This window comes from thiotrophic endosymbiont of Bathymodiolus puteoserpentis (Logatchev) (assembly GCF_900127505.1).
In the GTDB taxonomy this organism is placed as follows: Bacteria; Pseudomonadota; Gammaproteobacteria; order PS1; family Pseudothioglobaceae; genus Thiodubiliella.
In genome coordinates, this window is the sequence record NZ_UEXF01000028.1 from 79,270 (window position 1) to 98,436 (window position 19,167).

Annotated in this window: 16 protein-coding genes; 1 reads left to right on the forward strand and 15 read right to left on the reverse strand. The window is 38.9% G+C overall.

All coding sequences use genetic code 11. From position 1 onward, the window contains the following. Window positions 1–22 precede the first annotated feature (22 nt). From BHECKSOX2_RS04675 to BHECKSOX2_RS04745, 15 genes are all read right to left on the reverse strand, one after another. On the reverse strand, window positions 23–694 hold the full coding sequence (locus BHECKSOX2_RS04675; protein WP_139682749.1) for a M48 family metallopeptidase: 672 nt from the start codon (window positions 692–694) through the stop codon (window positions 23–25). Next, window positions 672–4,463: a phosphoribosylformylglycinamidine synthase gene (purL, locus tag BHECKSOX2_RS04680; RefSeq protein WP_139682748.1), complete on the reverse strand. Its 3,792-nt coding sequence runs from the start codon at window positions 4,461–4,463 to the stop codon at window positions 672–674. Before purL ends, BHECKSOX2_RS04675 begins: the two co-directional genes overlap by 23 nt. A gap of 31 nt (window positions 4,464–4,494) precedes the next feature. After that, window positions 4,495–5,838, reverse strand: a complete 1,344-nt coding sequence (locus BHECKSOX2_RS04685) for a pentapeptide repeat-containing protein (protein WP_139682659.1) — start codon at window positions 5,836–5,838, stop codon at window positions 4,495–4,497. A gap of 140 nt (window positions 5,839–5,978) precedes the next feature. Beyond that, complete coding sequence (locus BHECKSOX2_RS04690; protein ID WP_139682660.1) at window positions 5,979–6,587, reverse strand: MutH/Sau3AI family endonuclease; 609 nt, start codon at window positions 6,585–6,587, stop codon at window positions 5,979–5,981. A gap of 2 nt (window positions 6,588–6,589) precedes the next feature. Beyond that, entirely contained in the window at window positions 6,590–6,844 is a 255-nt protein-coding gene (locus tag BHECKSOX2_RS04695; protein WP_139682661.1) for a hypothetical protein, read from the reverse strand. Beyond that, a complete protein-coding gene (locus BHECKSOX2_RS04700; protein ID WP_139682662.1) occupies window positions 6,837–7,646 on the reverse strand; it encodes a DNA-methyltransferase in 810 nt (269 codons plus the stop codon). The genes BHECKSOX2_RS04695 and BHECKSOX2_RS04700 overlap by 8 nt, the downstream gene beginning before the upstream one ends. After that, on the reverse strand, window positions 7,643–8,383 hold the full coding sequence (locus BHECKSOX2_RS04705; RefSeq protein ID WP_139682663.1) for a YebC/PmpR family DNA-binding transcriptional regulator: 741 nt from the start codon (window positions 8,381–8,383) through the stop codon (window positions 7,643–7,645). The genes BHECKSOX2_RS04700 and BHECKSOX2_RS04705 overlap by 4 nt, the downstream gene beginning before the upstream one ends. Window position 8,384: 1 nt before the next feature. Further along, window positions 8,385–9,329 (reverse strand): quinolinate synthase NadA, encoded by a 945-nt coding sequence (gene nadA / locus BHECKSOX2_RS04710; protein WP_139682664.1) that lies wholly within the window; start codon window positions 9,327–9,329, stop codon window positions 8,385–8,387. A 6-nt stretch (window positions 9,330–9,335) separates the two neighbouring features. Further along, window positions 9,336–9,851, reverse strand: coding sequence for a hypothetical protein (locus tag BHECKSOX2_RS04715; protein WP_139682665.1), 516 nt, complete (start codon window positions 9,849–9,851; stop codon window positions 9,336–9,338). Further along, the gene (locus BHECKSOX2_RS04720; protein ID WP_139682666.1) at window positions 9,848–11,170 is read right to left on the reverse strand and encodes an AAA family ATPase; all 1,323 of its coding nucleotides are present in this window, start codon (window positions 11,168–11,170) and stop codon (window positions 9,848–9,850) included. Before BHECKSOX2_RS04720 ends, BHECKSOX2_RS04715 begins: the two co-directional genes overlap by 4 nt. A gap of 41 nt (window positions 11,171–11,211) precedes the next feature. After that, the gene (aspS, locus tag BHECKSOX2_RS04725; protein WP_139682750.1) at window positions 11,212–12,963 is read right to left on the reverse strand and encodes an aspartate--tRNA ligase; all 1,752 of its coding nucleotides are present in this window, start codon (window positions 12,961–12,963) and stop codon (window positions 11,212–11,214) included. Window positions 12,964–12,967: 4 nt separating this feature from the next. Beyond that, window positions 12,968–13,576 (reverse strand): DUF502 domain-containing protein, encoded by a 609-nt coding sequence (locus tag BHECKSOX2_RS04730; protein WP_139682667.1) that lies wholly within the window; start codon window positions 13,574–13,576, stop codon window positions 12,968–12,970. 25 nt (window positions 13,577–13,601) lie between these two features. After that, the gene (gene map, locus BHECKSOX2_RS04735) at window positions 13,602–14,393 is read right to left on the reverse strand and encodes a type I methionyl aminopeptidase (protein WP_139682668.1); all 792 of its coding nucleotides are present in this window, start codon (window positions 14,391–14,393) and stop codon (window positions 13,602–13,604) included. After that, window positions 14,394–15,338 carry a M48 family metalloprotease gene (locus BHECKSOX2_RS04740; RefSeq protein WP_237733009.1) on the reverse strand — a complete coding sequence of 315 codons (945 nt, stop codon included), beginning with the start codon at window positions 15,336–15,338 and terminating at the stop codon, window positions 14,394–14,396. A gap of 86 nt (window positions 15,339–15,424) precedes the next feature. Then, window positions 15,425–16,033, reverse strand: coding sequence for a LemA family protein (locus BHECKSOX2_RS04745; protein WP_090717484.1), 609 nt, complete (start codon window positions 16,031–16,033; stop codon window positions 15,425–15,427). 508 nt (window positions 16,034–16,541) lie between these two features. Here BHECKSOX2_RS04745 and BHECKSOX2_RS04750 point away from each other — a divergent pair. Then, complete coding sequence (locus tag BHECKSOX2_RS04750) at window positions 16,542–19,013, forward strand: galactose-binding domain-containing protein (RefSeq protein ID WP_139682669.1); 2,472 nt, start codon at window positions 16,542–16,544, stop codon at window positions 19,011–19,013. Window positions 19,014–19,167: the final 154 nt, after the last annotated feature.

Here is a 19,167-nt window from a genome sequence, read left to right on the forward strand (position 1 = left end):
TTTCAATTAGCAATCAAGTTGTCTATAAATTATGCAGTTTCTGAGTATTGTCTTGGAGCCAAATATCCGCTTGCTTGCGTGTTGAAATCATACTGTCCAGTAGCTGATAAAAGTCTTTGCTGTGATTTTTGTGTGCTATGTGTGCTAATTCGTGGGCGATAACGGCATCAATAACCCACATGGGCGCCATCATTAGTAAGTAGTTAAGGTTGATATTATTTTGACTAGAGCAAGAACCCCAGCGTGTTTTTTGTGCTTTGAAGCGCACTTGGTTAAAGATTAAATTGTGTTTTTGACTGTAATATTCAAGCCTAGGTAGGGCGATTTTGATAAATTCTTTTTTGTAAAACCAATGGAAAGCGGCTGCGGCATCATAGATTGTGCTTAAGTAAAATTTTTTATTGTTTAAGCGTACAGGCACCTCAGTATTGTCTAATTTTAAAGGGTATGAGCAACCTAAAAATAAAAAATATTCCCCCGCTTGATAGTTGATTTTATCGGGTTTTGTTGCCCGTATCTGTGTTTGCTTGGTTTCAATCCAGAGCTGTTTTTCACAAATGAAACTTTCAATTTTTTTGACACTTAAGTGCATGGGCGCACGCACTGATAAGGCGCCGTCTTTATCAATTTGTAAAGACAGTGTTTTTCGTTTTGAGCGAATTAATTTATATTCAACCAACCCAAGTCCTAGCATTTTCAAACATTTTTATCCATGGGCTGCGCTCATCCCAATCTTTTGGGTGGTGTGAGTTTTGCACTGCTCTAATAACACGCTCTGGATGTGGCATCATAATAGTTACTCGCCCAGAGTCGTTGTTAACCCCTGCTACTGCATTGTCAGAGCCATTAGGGTTGTGTGGGTAGGATTGTGTTGGGTTGGTGTTGTGGTCAACATATTGCAAAGCGATGTTGTTTGATTGTTCACCTGTAAAAATAGCGCGACCTTCACCATGTGCAATGGCAATTGGCATGACTGAGTCTTGCATACCATCTAAAAAGATTGAATTACTTTTGCCGATTTTCACCGAAGAGAAGCGGGCTTCAAATTGTTCGGAGGTATTGCGTTTAAAAGTGGGGAAATGCGCACTACCAGGAATGATTTCACCTAATTGAGAGAGCATTTGACAACCATTACAAACCCCCAAAGCAAAGCTCTCATTACGATTAAAAAAGGCTTCAAACTCCTCTTTAGCGCACGGATTATAAAGAATAGAACTCGCCCAACCACGCCCAGCACCCAGCACATCGCCATACGAAAAACCACCGCAAGCCACCAAGCCACTAAACTCAGATAACGAAAGACGGTTTTGTAAAATATCACTCATATGCACATCAACGGCTTCAAAACCTGCCTTGTCAAAAGATACTGCCATTTCAATATGCCCATTCACGCCTTGCTCACGCAAAATAGCAACTTTAGGTCTATGGGTTAGAATAGCTGGCACTTGATTGACATCAAAACTTAGCTGTGTTTGCAACCCTGGGGTGTCTTGTGCTATTGCGTCAAATTCTTCTTTGGCACACTTAGGGTTGTCTCTAAGTTTGGCAAACTCGTAGGAGGTTTTGCTCCACAGTTGTTGCAGTGCACTGCGTTTTTTGCTGAAGTTACCAATATTAATGGTATCAGTATTATTGATTGTGGCAATGGTATGTATGCAGTTTGCTAATCCAGCTTTAGACAAGGCGTTTATCACCGACACTTTGTTGGCGTTACTTACCTGAATAACACAGCCTAATTCTTCATTAAATAATGCATTGATATCGTCATTTATAATATCTAAACCGCAGTGAGAGGCAAATGCCATTTCCAGTAGCGTGGTGATAACACCACCATCGCTGCGGTCATGGTAGGCACTGATTAAATCGTCTTTATTAAGTTGGTTTATGGTGGTAAAAAAGTTTTTAAAGAGTGTTGAATCATCAAGATTGGGTGCATCAACACCGATTTGATTATAGACTTGCGCTAAGCACGAGCCACCCAGTCGATTTTGACCTTTGCCTAAATCAATCAGTAGCAACTCACCCTCTATGGAGGTATCCAATAGCGGGGTGATTTGTATGCGAACATCCGATGTTTTAGAAAATGCCGTAATGACAAGGGACAGTGGCGCGGTTACTGACTTGTCTTGTCCATTTTCTTGCCAAGTACTTTTCATACTCATGGAGTCTTTACCTACGGGTACGCTCAAGCCTAACTCTGGACATAAGTCCATACCCACTGCTGTTACTGCTTCAAATAATTTAGCATCCTCACCCACATGACCACTGGCACTCATCCAGTTGGCACTTAGGCTAATATGGGCAATGTCTTGTATATAACCACCCAACATATTGGTGAGTGCTTCACCAATTGTCATTCTGGCAGCGGCATTCGCATCACATAATGCGAGCGGTGCTCGCTCACCCAAAGACATAATTTCACCTTTGTAGCCTGTGTAATCAGAAGTGGAAATAGCGCAATCTGCCACGGGTACTTGCCACGGCCCAACAAATTGGTCGCGTGCCACCATGCCTGTGACACTTCTATCGCCAATCGTGATGAGAAAGTTTTTGCTGGCAACACTTGGTAGTTGTAATATTCTAGTGATCGCTTCGTCTAACTCAATAGTGCCTGTATCTAAGGCATTAAGGTTAATGGCTTGTGTCGTTGCATTAATCGTTGTTTTTGGTGGATTGCCAAGTAGCACTGCCATTGGTATTTGAATGGGGTTATTATTAAATAATTCATCACTTAAAATCAATTCTTGTTCTTTGGTTGCCTCGCCCAATACTGCAAATGGCGCTCGTTCACGCTCGCAAAGTGCGCTGAATAATTCAAGGCTTTCATCGCTAATTGCAAGCACATAACGCTCTTGTGACTCATTACACCAAACCTCTAATGGCGACATTTGCTTGTCATCGTTTGGAATATTACGCAGTTTAAATCGCCCCCCTTTGCCTGCGTCATTGACCAATTCAGGCAATCCATTGGATAGCCCACCCGCACCGATATCGTGAATAGAGATGATTGGATTTTTATCACCTAAATTAGTGCAACGATCAATCACCTCTTGTGCGCGTCTTTCCATCTCTGGATTAGCGCGTTGTACTGAGGCAAAATCTAGGTCTTCGTTTTGTTCACCGCTGTTAATACTGGAAGCAGCGCCACCGCCTAAGCCGATTAACATTGCAGGGCCACCTAGAACGATAATTTTGCTGCCTACAGGGATATTGCCTTTTTCAATATGTTGCGCTTGAATGTGCCCCAAACCACCTGCCAGCATAATAGGCTTGTGATAACCACGCACATCACCATTTGGTGTTGCTTGCTCATAAGTCCTAAAATAGCCCAATATATTTGGACGACCAAATTCATTGTTAAAGCTCGCAGCACCAATTGGACCTTCAAGCATAATATCAAGTGCTGAGACAATTTGATTGGGTTTGCCATAATCCACTTCCCACGGTTGCTGTGCACCGTTAATTTTAAGGTTGGAAACACTAAATCCACACAAGCCCACTTTTGGTTTTGACCCCTGACCCGTTGCCCCTTCATCACGAATCTCTCCACCAGAGCCTGTCGCTGCCCCTGGATGCGGGGCAATAGCGGTAGGGTGGTTGTGTGTTTCTACTTTCATTAAAATCGCTCTATGTTCGTTAGAGCTAACATATTTGCCATTTTCATCAGCATAAAAACGCTCACCTTCATAGCCTTCCATTACCGCTGAGTTGTCTGAATACACACTGAGCAAGCCTTCAGGGTGTTGATGATAAGTGTTGCGAATCATGGCAAATAGGCTTTTTGCTTGTTCAACCCCATCAATCGTCCAGTCTGCATTGAAAATTTTATGGCGACAATGCTCAGAGTTTGCTTGTGCAAACATCATCAATTCCACATCGGTTGGATTGCGTTTTAATTTTGTAAAATTATCGACCAAGTAATCAATCTCACCATCAGACAGTGCCAAGCCTAAGATGGTATTGGCATACGCTAGTGCAGATTTACCCTTTGATAAAATATCAACACACTCAAAAGGGCGTGGCTCAAAGTCATCAAAAATACTGTGTGCTTCATCAATAAAGGGCAACTCAGACTCTGTCATCTTATCCATAATCACCAACAGAACTGCTTTTTTATCCGTGATGGCCTTATCAAAATGATAGATAATACCGCGTTCAATGCGTGATATGCTGGTTAACCCACACAAGTGCAAAATATCACTGGCCTTAGATGACCAAGGCGAGATAGTGCCAAGGCGTGGAATGATAATAATTTGTGATTTTGTGTTAAATTCAACGCTTTGCTCATAACTGAGTAAGGCCTCTAAAGTTGTGGTTTCATTTTCGTTAAGTTTGTGCTCACAATGCGCAAAATGTACAAACTCCGTGCCAATTAATTCAACGCCTACTTTAGAGAGTTTTTGGTTAAGTGCGTTTTGTTTAAACTGACTCAGAGCTTGGATGTGTTGAATGGCTTTAATCATGGTATTTTTCATCATTTAAAATATTTTTTGTTTAGGTTTTGTTCTTGTTGTATTTTGCACTTTCGGTAACTTTTTTGGCATTTTGTAGTTGCTCTAATTTATCCCAGTCTTTATTAGTAATTGCTTGGATTTCTTCACTGTCTTCTGAATTTTTTTCTATAAATTCTGGCGCTCCATATTCTCTCTCTTTACCTTTATTTTCTTTAATAATTTTTTGCATTCGTTGATACCAAGAATCATCTAAGTAAGGTTTGGCGTTTTCAATAGCTTTGATTGCTTCATTATTGATTTCACCACTTAACACCAAGCTGGGTGCGGTGTCAAATTTTGCTTCCGAAAAAAGCGCCCCCTGACACGGCACTTCCCGAAAATGCTCCCCCCAACACTGTGCACCCATAAAATCCGTCCCCTGACACTGTGCACCCATAAAATCCGCCCTCTGACATTGCGCATTAGCAAAAACCGCCCTCTGACACTGTGCACCCATAAAATCCGCCCCCTGACACTGCGCACTGGCAAAGCTCGCCTCCTGACACTGTGCATTACCAAATCTCACCCCCTGACACTGCGCATTATCAAAGTTCGCCCCTTGACACTGCGCATCCGAAAAAACCGCATCCTGACACTGCGCAAACCCAAAATCCGCCCTCTGGCACTGCGCCTTCCTAAAATCTGCCCCCATAAGATAAGCGTGCGACAAATCTGCCTTAGGAAATTCTGTCGCTCTTGCAAAATCTTGTGTATACAAGCTGTGTTTGTTCTCTTTAAATAAAAGATTGATAGTGGTTTGGATTTCATTTGATGGGCGTTTATTGTGTTTTTGTTGATATTCTTCTTCATTGGTTTTTGAACGAATATGTGAGTAGAGAATTTGTGCAATTTGTTTGCGATATTTTTCCTCCTCCCTTGCTAATTCATGCAGGGCATAAATTGCCCCTGTGCGCGCTGATGTTTCGCTTGAACCTAGTAAATTAATAGCTGAATTAAAACGCTCATCTATTCGCTGGTTAACTTGAGTGTTAATTTGCTTCTCTTGATTTTTTAAGCGCCGATAAAAGAAACATAAACCAATTATTGCAATTAAAGCACTAATAATGGATGTGTAGGTTATCTTGGTTTCTGTGTCAATTAAGTTAAGAACACCTAAAATGAAAACAACAGCAACAGTAAGAATTGTGTATGTAAAGGTTGTGTTTTCTTTTGATTTATCAATCAACTGCCTCACAATTACCACCACTTTATTAGAAATATCCGTCATGAGTTTTTTTGTATTGTCGTGAATGTTTCTCATTTTTTGTGACCAAGGCGAAAGTGCACTAAGCTGTGGCATGATGATTTGTATTTCACTCGCCACACCTTTTTTTGTTTTTATCACTTAATGGTATCCTCAGCATCCCAGTCACCGTCAGTGTGCTTTCATAATTGGAAAAATATGCAAACTCTGCGGTAATAAGTTTGCAATGGTTGAGTTTTTGTTAAGTTGGCTGGGTGTTTGTCTATTTTTAATCGTTGTAATCATAAATTTATAAATTGTTTTAAAAATGAAGGTCTGGCATAAAATGCTCTTGAGGTGGACCCGTGTCCAGCACCTTTTGTTCTTGGTTGGATATATACCCCCATCTTCCCAGTTAGACTTTTAAATCCTAATTTTGGATCCAGTAAGGCATTCCTTACAAGGTTGTAATCAACTTCAACTTGTTCATATAATTCTCCAATTAAATTTAATTCAGTTATTGAATGAATATAACTAGGGTCGTCTACATTACCTCCCACAGTTCTAGCAACGACAACTGCTTTCTTTAGTTTTGCCAATAAGTGACTGTCTTTAAATTCTTTTTGACAAACATTAACTGGATCAATCATCGTGATAGCCATTGTTTCTTTGAAGGCTAACTCGCCATTTTTTAATGTTTTTATAGGTATAGACTTCAATTCCCAAGATCCGAAATTTGGAGATTGAGAAGAATTTATAGGTAACTCTAAATATCTTTCACAGACATGACCAGCCCAACCTTTATTAGTTCTTCCATTTTTATGAACTGTAATATTAAATTCAATTGCTAACTCGTGTAAGTTTTTACCAACAATTTGTTGTAATTTGAGTACTGCCTCTTTTCTTTCCATTGTTATTTACCTAATTTGTCTGTAAAAAAAGTCCCACTTTCAACAAATTTATTAGCATAAAGTGCATCGGTTAAAGTGGTCAATAACCCTTTTCCAAAAGCAACACCACCTAAACAAATAATGCCATTTTCTGGGCAGAATTTTTTAATAAATTTTTCGCATTTTTTACTTATTGGGTGAATTGCCATTGCATCTGTTGTTTCTTGATTCTTTGTTCTATTTGCACCGTTAAAGCAAATAATTTTATAGTCATACATTTTCATTCTCCTTCAGTTTTAAAATAATATCTTTAATCCTAGGCACTGCTAAGTCATCAAAATATTGTTTTTCTAAGTCTATTCCCGCAAATCTACGATTATGTTTTAATGCCATAATACCCGTTGTAGCACTACCACAAAAAGGATCCAATACCAAATCCCCTTTATTGCTTGAAGCAATTATAATTCTTTCTAGCAAGCTTTCTGGTTTTTGGGTTGGGTGTTTTCCGTATTTTTTTTCACTATTTAAAGGTGTGCCAATCGCCCAAACACTACGCATTTGTTTGTTCGGTTTTTTAATAAAGTCTTTAGAGAAATTACCATTTTTTATTTCAGGATAATTAAAGGTATGTTTGGCTTTTTTATCTTTTCTTGCCCATATTAAAGTTTCATGACTAGCGGTAAACATCCTACAAGATAGATTAGGCGCGGCGTTTGGCTTAAACCAAGAAATATCGTTAACAATATGCCAGCCTTGTTTTTGCAAAGCAAAACCACACAAATAAATAGAATGATAAGTGCCAGAAATCCATAGACTGCCATTGGGTTTTAATACTCTTTTACAAGCCTTTATCCAGCTATTATGAAATTTAAAATCCTCTTCAATGCCCTTGCTTTTGTCCCATTTCCCTTTATTAACGCTAACCATTTTGCCATTATGGCAGGTAAAGCCACCATTGGATAAATTATAAGGTGGATCGGCAAAAATCATATCTACACTTTCTTTGGGGATTTTTTTTAACAATTCCAAACTGTCACCTAAAAATAATTTAACTGATTTTGCTTGAAAATAAGGGGTCACAACTGCGCCATTACTTCATCAGAAATATCTGCATTGTGATACACTTCCTGCGTGTCGTCTAAGTCTTCTAGGCGCTCAATCAGTTTCATGAATTTTTCCGCATCACCCAGATTAAGCTCAACACGGTTAGCAGGCTCCATGGTTACCTCAGCATGGCTGGATTTAAGCCCACTATCTGCCAGTGCATCTTTCACAGTGAAAAAATCCTCAGGCGTGGTAACCACATCAATTGAGCCGTCTTCGTTGCTAATCACATCTTGTGCGCCTGCATCTAGTGCGACTTCCATAATTTGGTCTTCATCACCAGAGGAAAAACTAATAAAACCTTGCTTGTTGAACAGATAAGCCACCGAACCATCAGTGCCTAAGTTGCCACCATGTTTAGAGAATGCGTGACGCACATCCGCCACAGTGCGGTTGCGATTGTCTGTGAGTGTGTCGACCATAATCGCTGTACCACCCAGCCCGTAACCTTCGTAACGCACTTCCTCATAGTTATCACCGTCAAGGTCGCCACTGCCTCGTTTGACTGCACTTTCAATGGTGTCGCGCTTCATATTGGCGGCTAAAGCCTTATCAATCACCATTCTAAGAGATGGATTGTTTTCTATTACGCCACCGCCTGCTTTGGCGGCAATGACAATTTCTTTGATTAATTTGGTAAAAATCTTACCGCGTTTAGCGTCTTGAGCGCCTTTTCGGTGTTGGATGTTGTGCCATTTACTGTGTCCTGCCATTTTATTTCTCCGTAAAATCTAGTAATTTTTGTATTGAATGTTGTGCTTGTTGCGAGGTATTTTTGTCAATTTTAATCTCGTTCTCACCCGTTTGTAAAACACTTAATAATTTTTCTAAACTGTTCATTGCCATCCACTCACAATGTGCGCACGATTCACAATCTGCACCTTCCCCCGTAGTTGGCGCTTCAAGCAGTGTTTTACTGGGTGCAACTTGATGCATTTTATGAAAAATACCATTGTCAGTTGCCACAATAAAAGTTTGTTCGTCTCTGTCTTTAACAGCATTAATGAGTGCGGTGGTTGAGCCTACCACATCAGCCAATTCTACGACTGCTTGTGGTGATTCCGGATGCACCAAGACACAAGCCTCAGGGTGTTTGACTTTAAGCGCTACCAAAGCATCCGCTTTAAATCTTTCATGCACCACGCAAGCACCTTGCCAAAGTAGCATATCCGCAGCCGTTTGATTTTGTACATAACGCCCTAAATGTTTGTCAGGTGCCCAGAGGATTTTCTCTCCACGCTTGTGCAAGTGTTTGACCACTTTGAGTGCACTACCCGAAGTGACCACCCAATCCGCACGCGCTTTAACCGCAGCAGAAGTGTTGGCATACACCACCACTTTTCTATCGGGATGCTGATCACAAAATTTGGAAAATTCTTCAATCTGGCAATCCTCGTCTAACGAGCAAGTGGCATTTTCATCCAATACCAATACTGTCTTTTCTGGCGAGAGGATTTTTGCCGTTTCACCCATAAATTTAACCCCTGCAACAATGACAATATCTGCATCACAGTTCTGTCCAAATCGTGCCATCTCTAAACTATCAGAAACCAACCCACCTGTTTCTTGTGCCAAATCTTGCAAATCATCACTCACATAGTAGTGCGCTACTAATACGGCGTTTTTTTGTTTTAATAGGTGTTTTATTTTTTCAATCATTTTTATTTAACAAGAGAGGTTTTGTCCTATTTTTTCAATAAATTGTTGCCTGAAAAAGCTAACATCGTTGGTGATAACTTCGTTAAATCCATATTTTTTTAAGCTAAAAGAATATGAATTTGCTGTTGATCTGCGCTTTCGGTTTCGTTTGCTAACTTTATAAACAACGCAAAAAATAAGTTTATAATTAGTAATTTTTAACTTTAATTCCGTAAAAATACCTGATAGAACATGATAGCCACCTTTAAGTTTATTCTGAATGCTTTTTTCACGAACGCTCTCTTCAAAGGAATTTTTAAACTCTACACAATATATTGTCCTGCCTTTAAAAATGAGTGCGTCAGGTGAAGCGGGGCGACGCCCACTGTTGTTGTCTTCTTTTTTGAAAATTTTATCAAAGTTGTAGTATTTATATACTGTATTTTGACACAAAGATTCGTTATTTATACCATCATAACTCAACTCTTTAAAATTTTCTAAACAGTCTGAATATTTGGCTTGAAACTTGCCTTCTGCACTCATTGTAATTTTTCTGCGTCCATCTTATCAAACACAGAATAGGGCTGTGAAAGCGTTTCAAAGACCTTTGATAAAATCTGATTGTTGTCGCCTGATTTAATCGCCCCATCTTTAGCTAAGTAAAAATTGGTTTTGTCTTCTATTTTGTATTTTTCAGCATATCTTTCTAAGGCTTCCACCATATAAGGGCTGTGTGTTGTTACCAAAATATTCCTATTATTTTGAACCAAAAGTGTGATAATTTCGGCGTATTTTAGTTGCCAATTTGGATGTAAGTGCACCTCTGGTTCATCTAAAACTACCAAAGTCCTTGCTTTGATAAAATCTCCTGATAACAACATTTGCAATATGCCAAATGATTTAATACCACTAGCAACATTTAAAATATTATGTTGTTCATCATCTTTAAAATAAACAAATTCACTTTGATCGTTTTGATATTTTATGTTTCCATTAATAATTGCTGATATTTTTTTGTATAAATCATCATTTTCTAAAAATAACGCTGCTTCATACCCAGATTCTCTTAATTTAACCTCTAAGTCCTTAATATGAAAAGCTATGTTTGCTCTGCCTAAATATCGCCCTCTATTTTGTCGTTTTTCAAATAATGATTTAGAATCTCTAATAGAATCGCTAAAATTTAAAATCATTGGTGTTTCTATAATAATGCTATCATTAAAATAAAATTCATCTTTGGGGTCAAACTTTGTAACTTTGTTTTGATTTAACTCTATATTTAAAATTTCATTATTTCCTTCAATAATTTTTATAGTTGATTTATTTGATTTATTTGATTTTTTATTGCTAATCTCACCTTTGAATTCCGAGTAGATTAATTTTGTAAAGGCTCCTTTAATGGTGGCGTTTTTATCGTCGTCTCGTTCAATAATATTTTGTAAATTAGTAAATAATTTCTCAATTTTATCGTTATAAATATCTTCTCTTTTTAAGTATTCTATTCTGCTGTTTATCGACTCAACGCCATTATCATTGACTTCATCTATAAAATAGCGTGGGTGAAATAATTCTCTATAGCTGTTATACAAGCGAAACGATTTTTCTGATTCTTTGAATATGCGTTTTTCATCAAATACATCTTTCTCAATAGAAAAATAAATATGTTCTACCGCTTCTTCAATATCGTTTTCTTTGTTCTCCTTTATTTCATCTTTGTATTTTCCAATCGCCTTAGTAATAGAAAACATCAATTTACCAACAGTACTTTTGCCACTATCGTTTTCACCAGCAATAACGGTCAAACCAGATAATTCAATATCTGCTTCTTCAATAGCACCAATGTTTTTTATTGTCAGTTTCATTTTTTTATTATAAGTATTTTTTACTTATGCTGGAGGTTTGTCTAATCTTTTTTAGGCAAACTTACCTTAACACTTAACTCTCTTAGCACCTTATTTGGCACGGGTGCAGGAGCGTTGGTTAACAGGCAAGCTGCTGTTTGGGTCTTAGGAAAAGCAATTACATCACGAATAGAATCGCAGTGCGCCATAATCATGACCAAACGGTCTAGGCCGAATGCCATACCACCATGTGGCGGGCAACCGTATTCAAGTGCATTAAGCAAAAAGCCAAATTTGTCTTGTGCTTCTTCATCGCTAATGCCCAATAATTTTAATACGGTTTGTTGCATTTCAACTTGGTGAATACGAATTGAGCCACCACCGACTTCAGAGCCATTAATGACCAAGTCATAAGCACGAGATAGGGCGGTAGTGGCGGTGGACTCTAAAGTGGTAGCATCAACACTTGGCGCAGTGAATGGGTGATGAATAGCGCTTAAAGAGCCATCATCATTGGTATCAAACATAGGGAAGTCAACCACCCAAATCGGCGCCCATTTATCAGTGTAGATATCCAAATCTTTGGCAATTTTTTCACGCAAATTACCCAAGGCCTCATTCACAATTTTTATTTTATCTGCACCGAAGAAAATAATATCGCCTGTTTTTGCATCGACTTTATCAATAATGTTTTGTGTGACTTCCACCCCTAAGAATTTTAAAATTGGTGAGGCTGGGCCATCGTCATTCATCTTAATATAAGCCAAACCTTTGGCGCCATAAATACTAACAAATTTAGTGTAATTATCAATTTGCTTGCGTGAGATAGTGGCGCCGTTAGGTATTTTCATTGCGCCGACGCGTGAGGCTGGATTTTTAGCGGGCTCGGCAAACACTTTAAATTCAATGTTACTTAGTAGATCATCAATACCAACAATCTCTAATGGGATGCGCATATCAGGGCGGTCAACGCCGTATTTATCCATGGCATCGGCATAAGTGATGGTTGGGAATTTATCTCCCAAATCTACATCAATGACTGACTTAAATAGCCCTCGTGTCATTTCTTCCATCATCTGCATAATTTCATTTTCATTCATAAATGAAGTTTCAACATCAAGTTGAGTGAATTCTGGTTGACGATCAGCACGCAGGTCTTCGTCTCTAAAGCATTTTACGATTTGGTAATAACGCTCAAAACCCGACATCATCAACAACTGCTTAAACAGTTGTGGAGACTGTGGTAGGGCAAAAAACTCACCAGGGTAAGTACGCGAAGGCACTAAATAGTCTCGTGCACCTTCGGGTGTTGCTTTGGTTAAAAATGGCGTTTCAATATCTAAGAAGTCATGATTGTCCATAAACTCACGCATATAGTGGGTTACTTTCGAGCGTAGCCTCATGCGCTGTTGCATCACATCGGTACGCAAATCTAAGAAACGATACTTAAGACGCACTTCTTCTGAGGTGTCTACGGCATCAATTTGAAAGGGCACTGGCTTAGAAGTGTTAAGAATCTCAATTTGCTTAGCAACAATTTCAATCTCACCTGTGGCAAGTTTGGTGTTGATTAAGTTATCCTCTCTGGCAATCACTTCGCCGGTAATTTTTAATACAAACTCGTTGCGAATAGTCTCAGCCAAAGCAAAATCCTTGTTATCTGGATTGATGACCACTTGCACGATGCCACGCTTATCACGCACATCCAAAAAGATAACGCCACCATGGTCACGGCGACGATTTGTCCAGCCACAGATGTCAACAGTTTGACCAATATTTTCTTTGTTTAATTCTCCACAATAATGTGTTCTCATCATTTTATTTGTCCTTTTTAGTTGGTGTTACTACACCAGTAGAAATAACCAGCTTGAATGCCTCGTCAACACTCATATCAAGTTCAATCACTTCCTCTTTTGCCAGCATAATGAAAAATCCAGAAGTGGGGTTGGGTGTGGTTGGTACATAAATATTAACCAACTCCTTGCCAATTATTTTTGCGACTTCACCTTGATAATCACTGGTTTGAAAAGCAATTGTCCATAGCCCCTTGCGAGGATATTGTATTAATAAAGCTTTTTTAAAACTCTTCCCAGAAGGGCTAAACACGGTATCTGATAGTTGTTTTAGGGCGTTATAAATCCCTCTAAATCCAGGGATTTTATTGAGCAGTTTGTTCCAAAGTTGTAGTAATTTACGCCCAATAAAATTATTGACCAGTATGCCAGTGACCAGCATAATAAGCAACACTAAAATAATGCCAGAGCCTGGAATACTGTTGCTTAAATCAGACAATACTTTTGGTAAATATTGTGAAGGTATTAGGTTGTTTAGCGTTTCTAAAAAGAACTTGATAAGTACAACACTAAGCCCTAATGGAATCCAAAAAAGCAATCCAGAGACAAAATAATTTCTTAGGTTTTTTAACACTTGTTTCTACTAACTTTAAAAAGCATTATTTTAGCACAGGCGCATCTACTTCTTCATCTCTAAGTGTTAGGATTTCATAGCCTGATTTTGTAACTAAAATTGTATGTTCCCATTGTGCGGAAAGTGATCGGTCTTTGGTGGTTACTGTCCAGCCATCAATGGTGGAGGTTGCCACTTCAAAACCGCCTAAGTTCACCATAGGCTCAATGGTGAAAGTCATGCCTTCTTCAAGTATTGGACTGTTGGCGATATTATCATCATCATAATGCACCACTTGTGGTTCAGCGTGGAATGTGCTACCAATACCGTGCCCACAATAATCACGCACGATAGAGCAATTATTTTTAATTACATGAGCACCGATGGCTTTACCAATCTCGCCTAAGTGAATACCAGGCTTTACTTTTTCAATGCCAATATATAAGCATTCTTGTGCAATACGGCAAATGCGTTGTGCCTTGACGCTGGATTTGCCAATGATAAACATCTTAGAGGTATCACCGTGATAAGCGTCTTTGATAACCGTAATGTCGATATTCACAATATCCCCTTTTTTGAGTTTTTTTTCACCGGGTATGCCGTGACAAACAACATTGTTAATGCTGGTGCAAATTGATTTTGGAAAACCGTGATAATTAAGCGGAGCAGGGATAGCGTCTTGGACATTAACAATATAATCATGGCAAATTGTGTCTAGTTCATCAGTGCTAACACCTGATTTAACATGAGGTGTAATCATATCTAACACTTGTGCTGCTAAGCGCCCAGCAATACGCATTTTTTCTATTTCATCGGCGGATTTAATGTCAATAGCCATTTATTTTTGATTTTGAATTCTAGCGATACGCTCTCTAAGTGGTGGGTGTGTCGCAAACAACTCACCCCCAATGCCAAACATCATAGCGTGGGCGTATTCTTTAGACGAAGGGTTTTCCATTTTAGTGGATTTTCCACCATTTTCTAACACCTCAAAAGCTTGCACGAGACCATCGGGGTATCGTGTAAATTGTACTGCACTGGCATCAGCCAGATATTCTCTTTGTCTGCTCATCGCAGCTTGTAGTATTCTACCCATCCATACTGTTAGAGCGCCAATAATAGCGATAACAGCAGCCATTGCAAACATGACTAACTTGGCTCGTCCATCCATCCTGCGATTGTACATCGCATTATAAAAGATAAATCTTGCTAAGAAGAACAGCGCAGTAAAGCCAAAAACAAAAGCAGATATTTGAATATTTAACTTAATATCTTGATTGACAATATGCCCTATTTCATGAGCAATAACCCCTGAGAGTTCAGTTCGATTAAAACTATTTAATGCACCTTCAGTGATTGCAACGATAGCGTTTTTATTGCTTTTTCCAGCAGCAAAAGCATTGATACCTTGTTCTGGAATAAGGTACAAACTTGGTGTTGGCACGCTTGCCGCTAAAGCTTGTTCGGTAACAATATTTAGAGCTTGTTTTTCTGCTAAAGAATTAGCGCTATTTTCATCTAACAGTCGAGCGTTAAAGGCAACAGCAACTTTGTGTCCATCTGATTTTTTGAAAAAACCAAATGCTGTCGTTGAGGCTTGAACAATAAAGGCAATCGCAGAAAAACTAAGCAAAATTTGGATTTGTTCACTGTCAAAAGCATGAGAATTACTGGCAGAAAATTTCTGCCCAAAACTGTATTGCTCGTAACCAGACTGATAAAGTTCTGCTAAATTAAGACCAACTATAAAAGTCCAGCCAATTAAAAGAGAAGAAATTGACAATAACAAAATATATAAGAACCAAATGATTCTACTGTTTCTTTTGGCACGGTCTTGGTGCTCCCTAAAGTCCATATTTGTATAAAGTTTTACTTAAACAAGTCTTTTGGCGCTTCATTCAACTGCTCAAGACTTTCGTTAAATTCTAAGTTTTGTGCATCCGTACTAAAGCCAAACAAACCTGCCAAAATAACATTTGGAAATGATTTTTTGTATTCGTTGAATTTTTGCACTAAGTCGTTATAACCTTGACGGGCGCTAGCAATGCGGTTTTCTGTGGTGGTCATCTCTTCACTTAACTGCATCATATTTTCGCTGGCTTTAAGCTCAGGATAGTCTTCCATCTTTAGGTTGAATCCACCCATTGCACCTTCCAGTGCCACTTGTGAGCTTGCCAAATTTGCCATGACATTTGCATCACCAGGGTTATTTTCAGCTGCTTGTGTCGCTTGTAGAAGACCAGAGCGTGCTTGTGTTACTGCCATTAATGTTTCTTTTTCATGTTCCATGTATTTTTTAGCAGCATCAACTAAGTTGCCAATCAAGTCTAGGCGACGCTTGAGTTGCACTGAGATTTGCTCAAAACCGTTTTGGTATTGCGTTTTATAAGAAACCAGATTGTTGTAAATTTTAACAACCCAAATAACTACCATTGTAATGATAGCGATTATTAACCAATTTTGTACGATGAAATCCATATCAAGCCTCTAATTTTTAAAATTTAATTATAACATAGTTTTTTGTTTTCCACTAACACCAATGCTATTTTTTGTTTGTCAATAAGGCGGATAAACTTCAATGAAATTGCCTGCCACTGCAGATCTTTGGAAATTTTTTATTGGCATTAGCATATTCACTAGTAGAGACCTTTGTATAATTTATAATTTAAGGTTTATTTAACAATATAACGAATAGATAAACGCTGTTTGTTTTCTTGCTTTTGTTGGATGTTTTTTCAAGGCACGATTGGTTTTTTAGAGTTGTTTTAGATGAGTGTTATTTTGCCATACAGGAGGTTTTTTGATTTTTTAGTTGATTTATGCAAAGGTATCAACAGCTCATAACTATGAAAATTAAGAAAATATGTCAGCAAATAAGTTTCGGGTTGTGAGTGGCCCTATTTTTGGATTTTTGGGGCGCATAAAAGAACTTTGACAATTTTTTTTTAAATGTTATAGTGAATTCTTTAATCATTATTTTTTAAAAGTGAAAAACACAACAAATGCACTAAACAAACTAACTAAACTCCTTGCAGTTGCTATCATTTCGGTCTCTTTAAGTGCTTTTGGTGTTACGAAAGGTCCAAGCATCACACTCAGCACTAATCATGTCAACGCTATTGCTGGGACCACTATTACACCTGTTACCATTACTAATACAGGTGCTGCTGCTTCTTATTACTCAATTTCTCCTGCTATTGCTAACGGCTTATCCTTTAATACAAAAACTGGAACCATTTCTGGAACGCCAATTGTTGCATTTGGTTCAGTGACTTATGTTATAACAGCAAATACAAATAATATTTTCTTTGTCTTTGATATTACTGCAACCGCAACCGCAACTGTTACTATTACTGTTGGTGTCGGCGATATTAATCTAGCCTTTGGAAAACATGCCACACAATCCAGCATATATCTATACCACTCTATCATTCCTGTTGCTGGCTATGCAGTGGATGGTAATACTGATGGCTATTTCTTAAATAAGAGCACCACCCATACCAAATATGAATACGGCGCTTGGTGGCAGGTTGATCTGGGCAGTCAGAAAAAGATTAATAAAATCATTATCTACAACCGCACTGATTGTTGTGCAGCTAGACTAGCCCACTACCAAGTTAGTATTTCTAATGAAGCAGACTTCAGTACCCACACCTATCAACAAGACTTCCATGTTACGCCTAATCCCAAAAAGACCATTGAATTAGACGCACCAGGTAAACAAGGTCGCTATGTTAAAATTCAGTTGCCTACCTGGAGCTATCTGTCTCTAGCAGAAGTTCAGGTTATAGGCTCTGATCCTTTGCATTTTGCTGAGGTGGATTATTCTAGTGCTCAGAGTGATTTTGGTGGGGTTAATAATGCGCCAAATTATGCTAATAAGACAGCTTTTGCCGCCTTTAAAGACGATAAATCAATCATGGCGTGGGGTAGTGTAACTTCTGGAGGCAAAAAAGTACCCACTGCCATTGATCTTGGCTATACCAAGATTTATTCAAATGAATATGCCTTTGCCGTTCTTAAAACCAATGGCTTAATTACGACATGGGGTGACTTAAAGCATGGAGGCAAAAAAGCACCCAATGCACCCACTGATAGTGGCTATACCAATATTTATTCAACTACTAGCGCCTTTGCCGCCCTTGCACGCGATGGCTCAATCAAGGTGTGGGGTAACGCACATTCTGGAGGTAAAGGCGCACCTTCTGGTAGTGGCTATACCAAGATTTATTCTAATAGAAAAGCCTTTGCCACCCTTAAACCCAATGGTTCAATCAAGGCGTGGGGACATCCATATTTTGGAGGCATAAACGCACCCGCTGGCAGGGGATATACCAAGATTTATTCAACTGCTAATGCCTTTGCTGCCCTTAAAGCTAATGGCTCAATCAAGGTGTGGGGTAACCCAAAGTATGGAATCAAAAAAGCACCCACCGGCAAAGGCTATACCAATATTTATTCAACTACTGATGCCTTTGCTGCCCTTAAAGCTGATGGCTCAATCAAGGCATGGGGTAATCCAGATTCTGGAGGCGCAGACGCACCCGCTGGCAAAGGTTATACCAAGATTTATTCAAATTCATATGCCTTTGCTGCCCTTAAAGCTGATGGTTCGATCAAGGCGTGGGGAGACTCAGATTTTGGAGGCAAAAAAGCACCCGCTGGCAAAGGCTATACCAAGATTTATTCAAATGCATATGCCTTTGCTACCCTTAAAGCTGATGGCTCAATCAAGGCGTGGGGTAATCCAGATTCTGGAGGCAAAAAAGCACCCACTGACAAAGGCTATATCAAGATTTATTCAACCGATCAAGCCTTTGCCGCCCTTAAAGCTGATGGTTCAATTGCGTCGTGGGGTAACTTAGGGAATTCGTGGAATAAATTAGATAATAAACACAAAAATGTACCCACTGACAGAGGCTATATCAAGATTTATTCAAATACATTTGCCTTTAGCGCTGTTAAGCCCGATGGCTCAATCAGGACATGGGGTGAAGCAAGTTATGGGGGTGCATATGCCTCTGATTACAATCTAGCGCTTGACAAACCTGCCACAGAGTCCAGCACAGATACATCCTCCATTCCCCTTTTTGCTGGCCATGCAGCAGATGGCAACACTGATGGCGAATTCTTAAATGGTAGCACAACCCTCACCAAAAAAGAACAAGGCGCTTGGTGGCAGGTTGATCTAGGCAGTGAGAAAAAGATCAATAAAATCATTATCTACAACCGCACTGATTGCTGTTCAGACAGACTAAGCAACTACCAAGTTAGCATTTCTAATAAAGCAGACTTTAGCACCCACATTTATCAACAAGACTTCCATGTTGCGCCTAATCCTAAAAAGACTATTAAATTAGACGCACCAGGTAAACAAGGTCGCTATGTTAGAGTCCAGTTGCTTGACAAGAATTATCTGTCTCTAGCAGAAGTTCAGGTTATGGGTATTGATCTTTAAATAAAGAAAACGCAGTAAAGGTGTTTTAGTTGCTACTTACTTAGTCAACCCTTAAAAACCACACAACAAATTGATTTATAACAATAAAACCAACAATAACCCTAGACAAATCAACCAACTTTTGCTAAAATACCTCTTATTTCTTGGTCGTTTT

Excerpts from the sequence above, each read along its gene's own strand:
- BHECKSOX2_RS04675 (WP_139682749.1), bottom strand. The coding sequence starts at position 694 with ATGCTAGGACTTGGGTTGGTTGAATATAAATTAATTCGCTCAAAACGA.
- purL (WP_139682748.1), bottom strand. The coding sequence starts at position 4,463 with ATGATTAAAGCCATTCAACACATCCAAGCTCTGAGTCAGTTTAAACAA.
- BHECKSOX2_RS04690 (WP_139682660.1), bottom strand. The coding sequence starts at position 6,587 with ATGGAAAGAAAAGAGGCAGTACTCAAATTACAACAAATTGTTGGTAAA.
- BHECKSOX2_RS04695 (WP_139682661.1), bottom strand. The coding sequence starts at position 6,844 with ATGTATGACTATAAAATTATTTGCTTTAACGGTGCAAATAGAACAAAG.
- BHECKSOX2_RS04705 (WP_139682663.1), bottom strand. The coding sequence starts at position 8,383 with ATGGCAGGACACAGTAAATGGCACAACATCCAACACCGAAAAGGCGCT.
- nadA (WP_139682664.1), bottom strand. The coding sequence starts at position 9,329 with ATGATTGAAAAAATAAAACACCTATTAAAACAAAAAAACGCCGTATTA.
- BHECKSOX2_RS04715 (WP_139682665.1), bottom strand. The coding sequence starts at position 9,851 with ATGAGTGCAGAAGGCAAGTTTCAAGCCAAATATTCAGACTGTTTAGAA.
- BHECKSOX2_RS04720 (WP_139682666.1), bottom strand. The coding sequence starts at position 11,170 with ATGAAACTGACAATAAAAAACATTGGTGCTATTGAAGAAGCAGATATT.
- aspS (WP_139682750.1), bottom strand. The coding sequence starts at position 12,963 with ATGAGAACACATTATTGTGGAGAATTAAACAAAGAAAATATTGGTCAA.
- map (WP_139682668.1), bottom strand. The coding sequence starts at position 14,393 with ATGGCTATTGACATTAAATCCGCCGATGAAATAGAAAAAATGCGTATT.
- BHECKSOX2_RS04745 (WP_090717484.1), bottom strand. The coding sequence starts at position 16,033 with ATGGATTTCATCGTACAAAATTGGTTAATAATCGCTATCATTACAATG.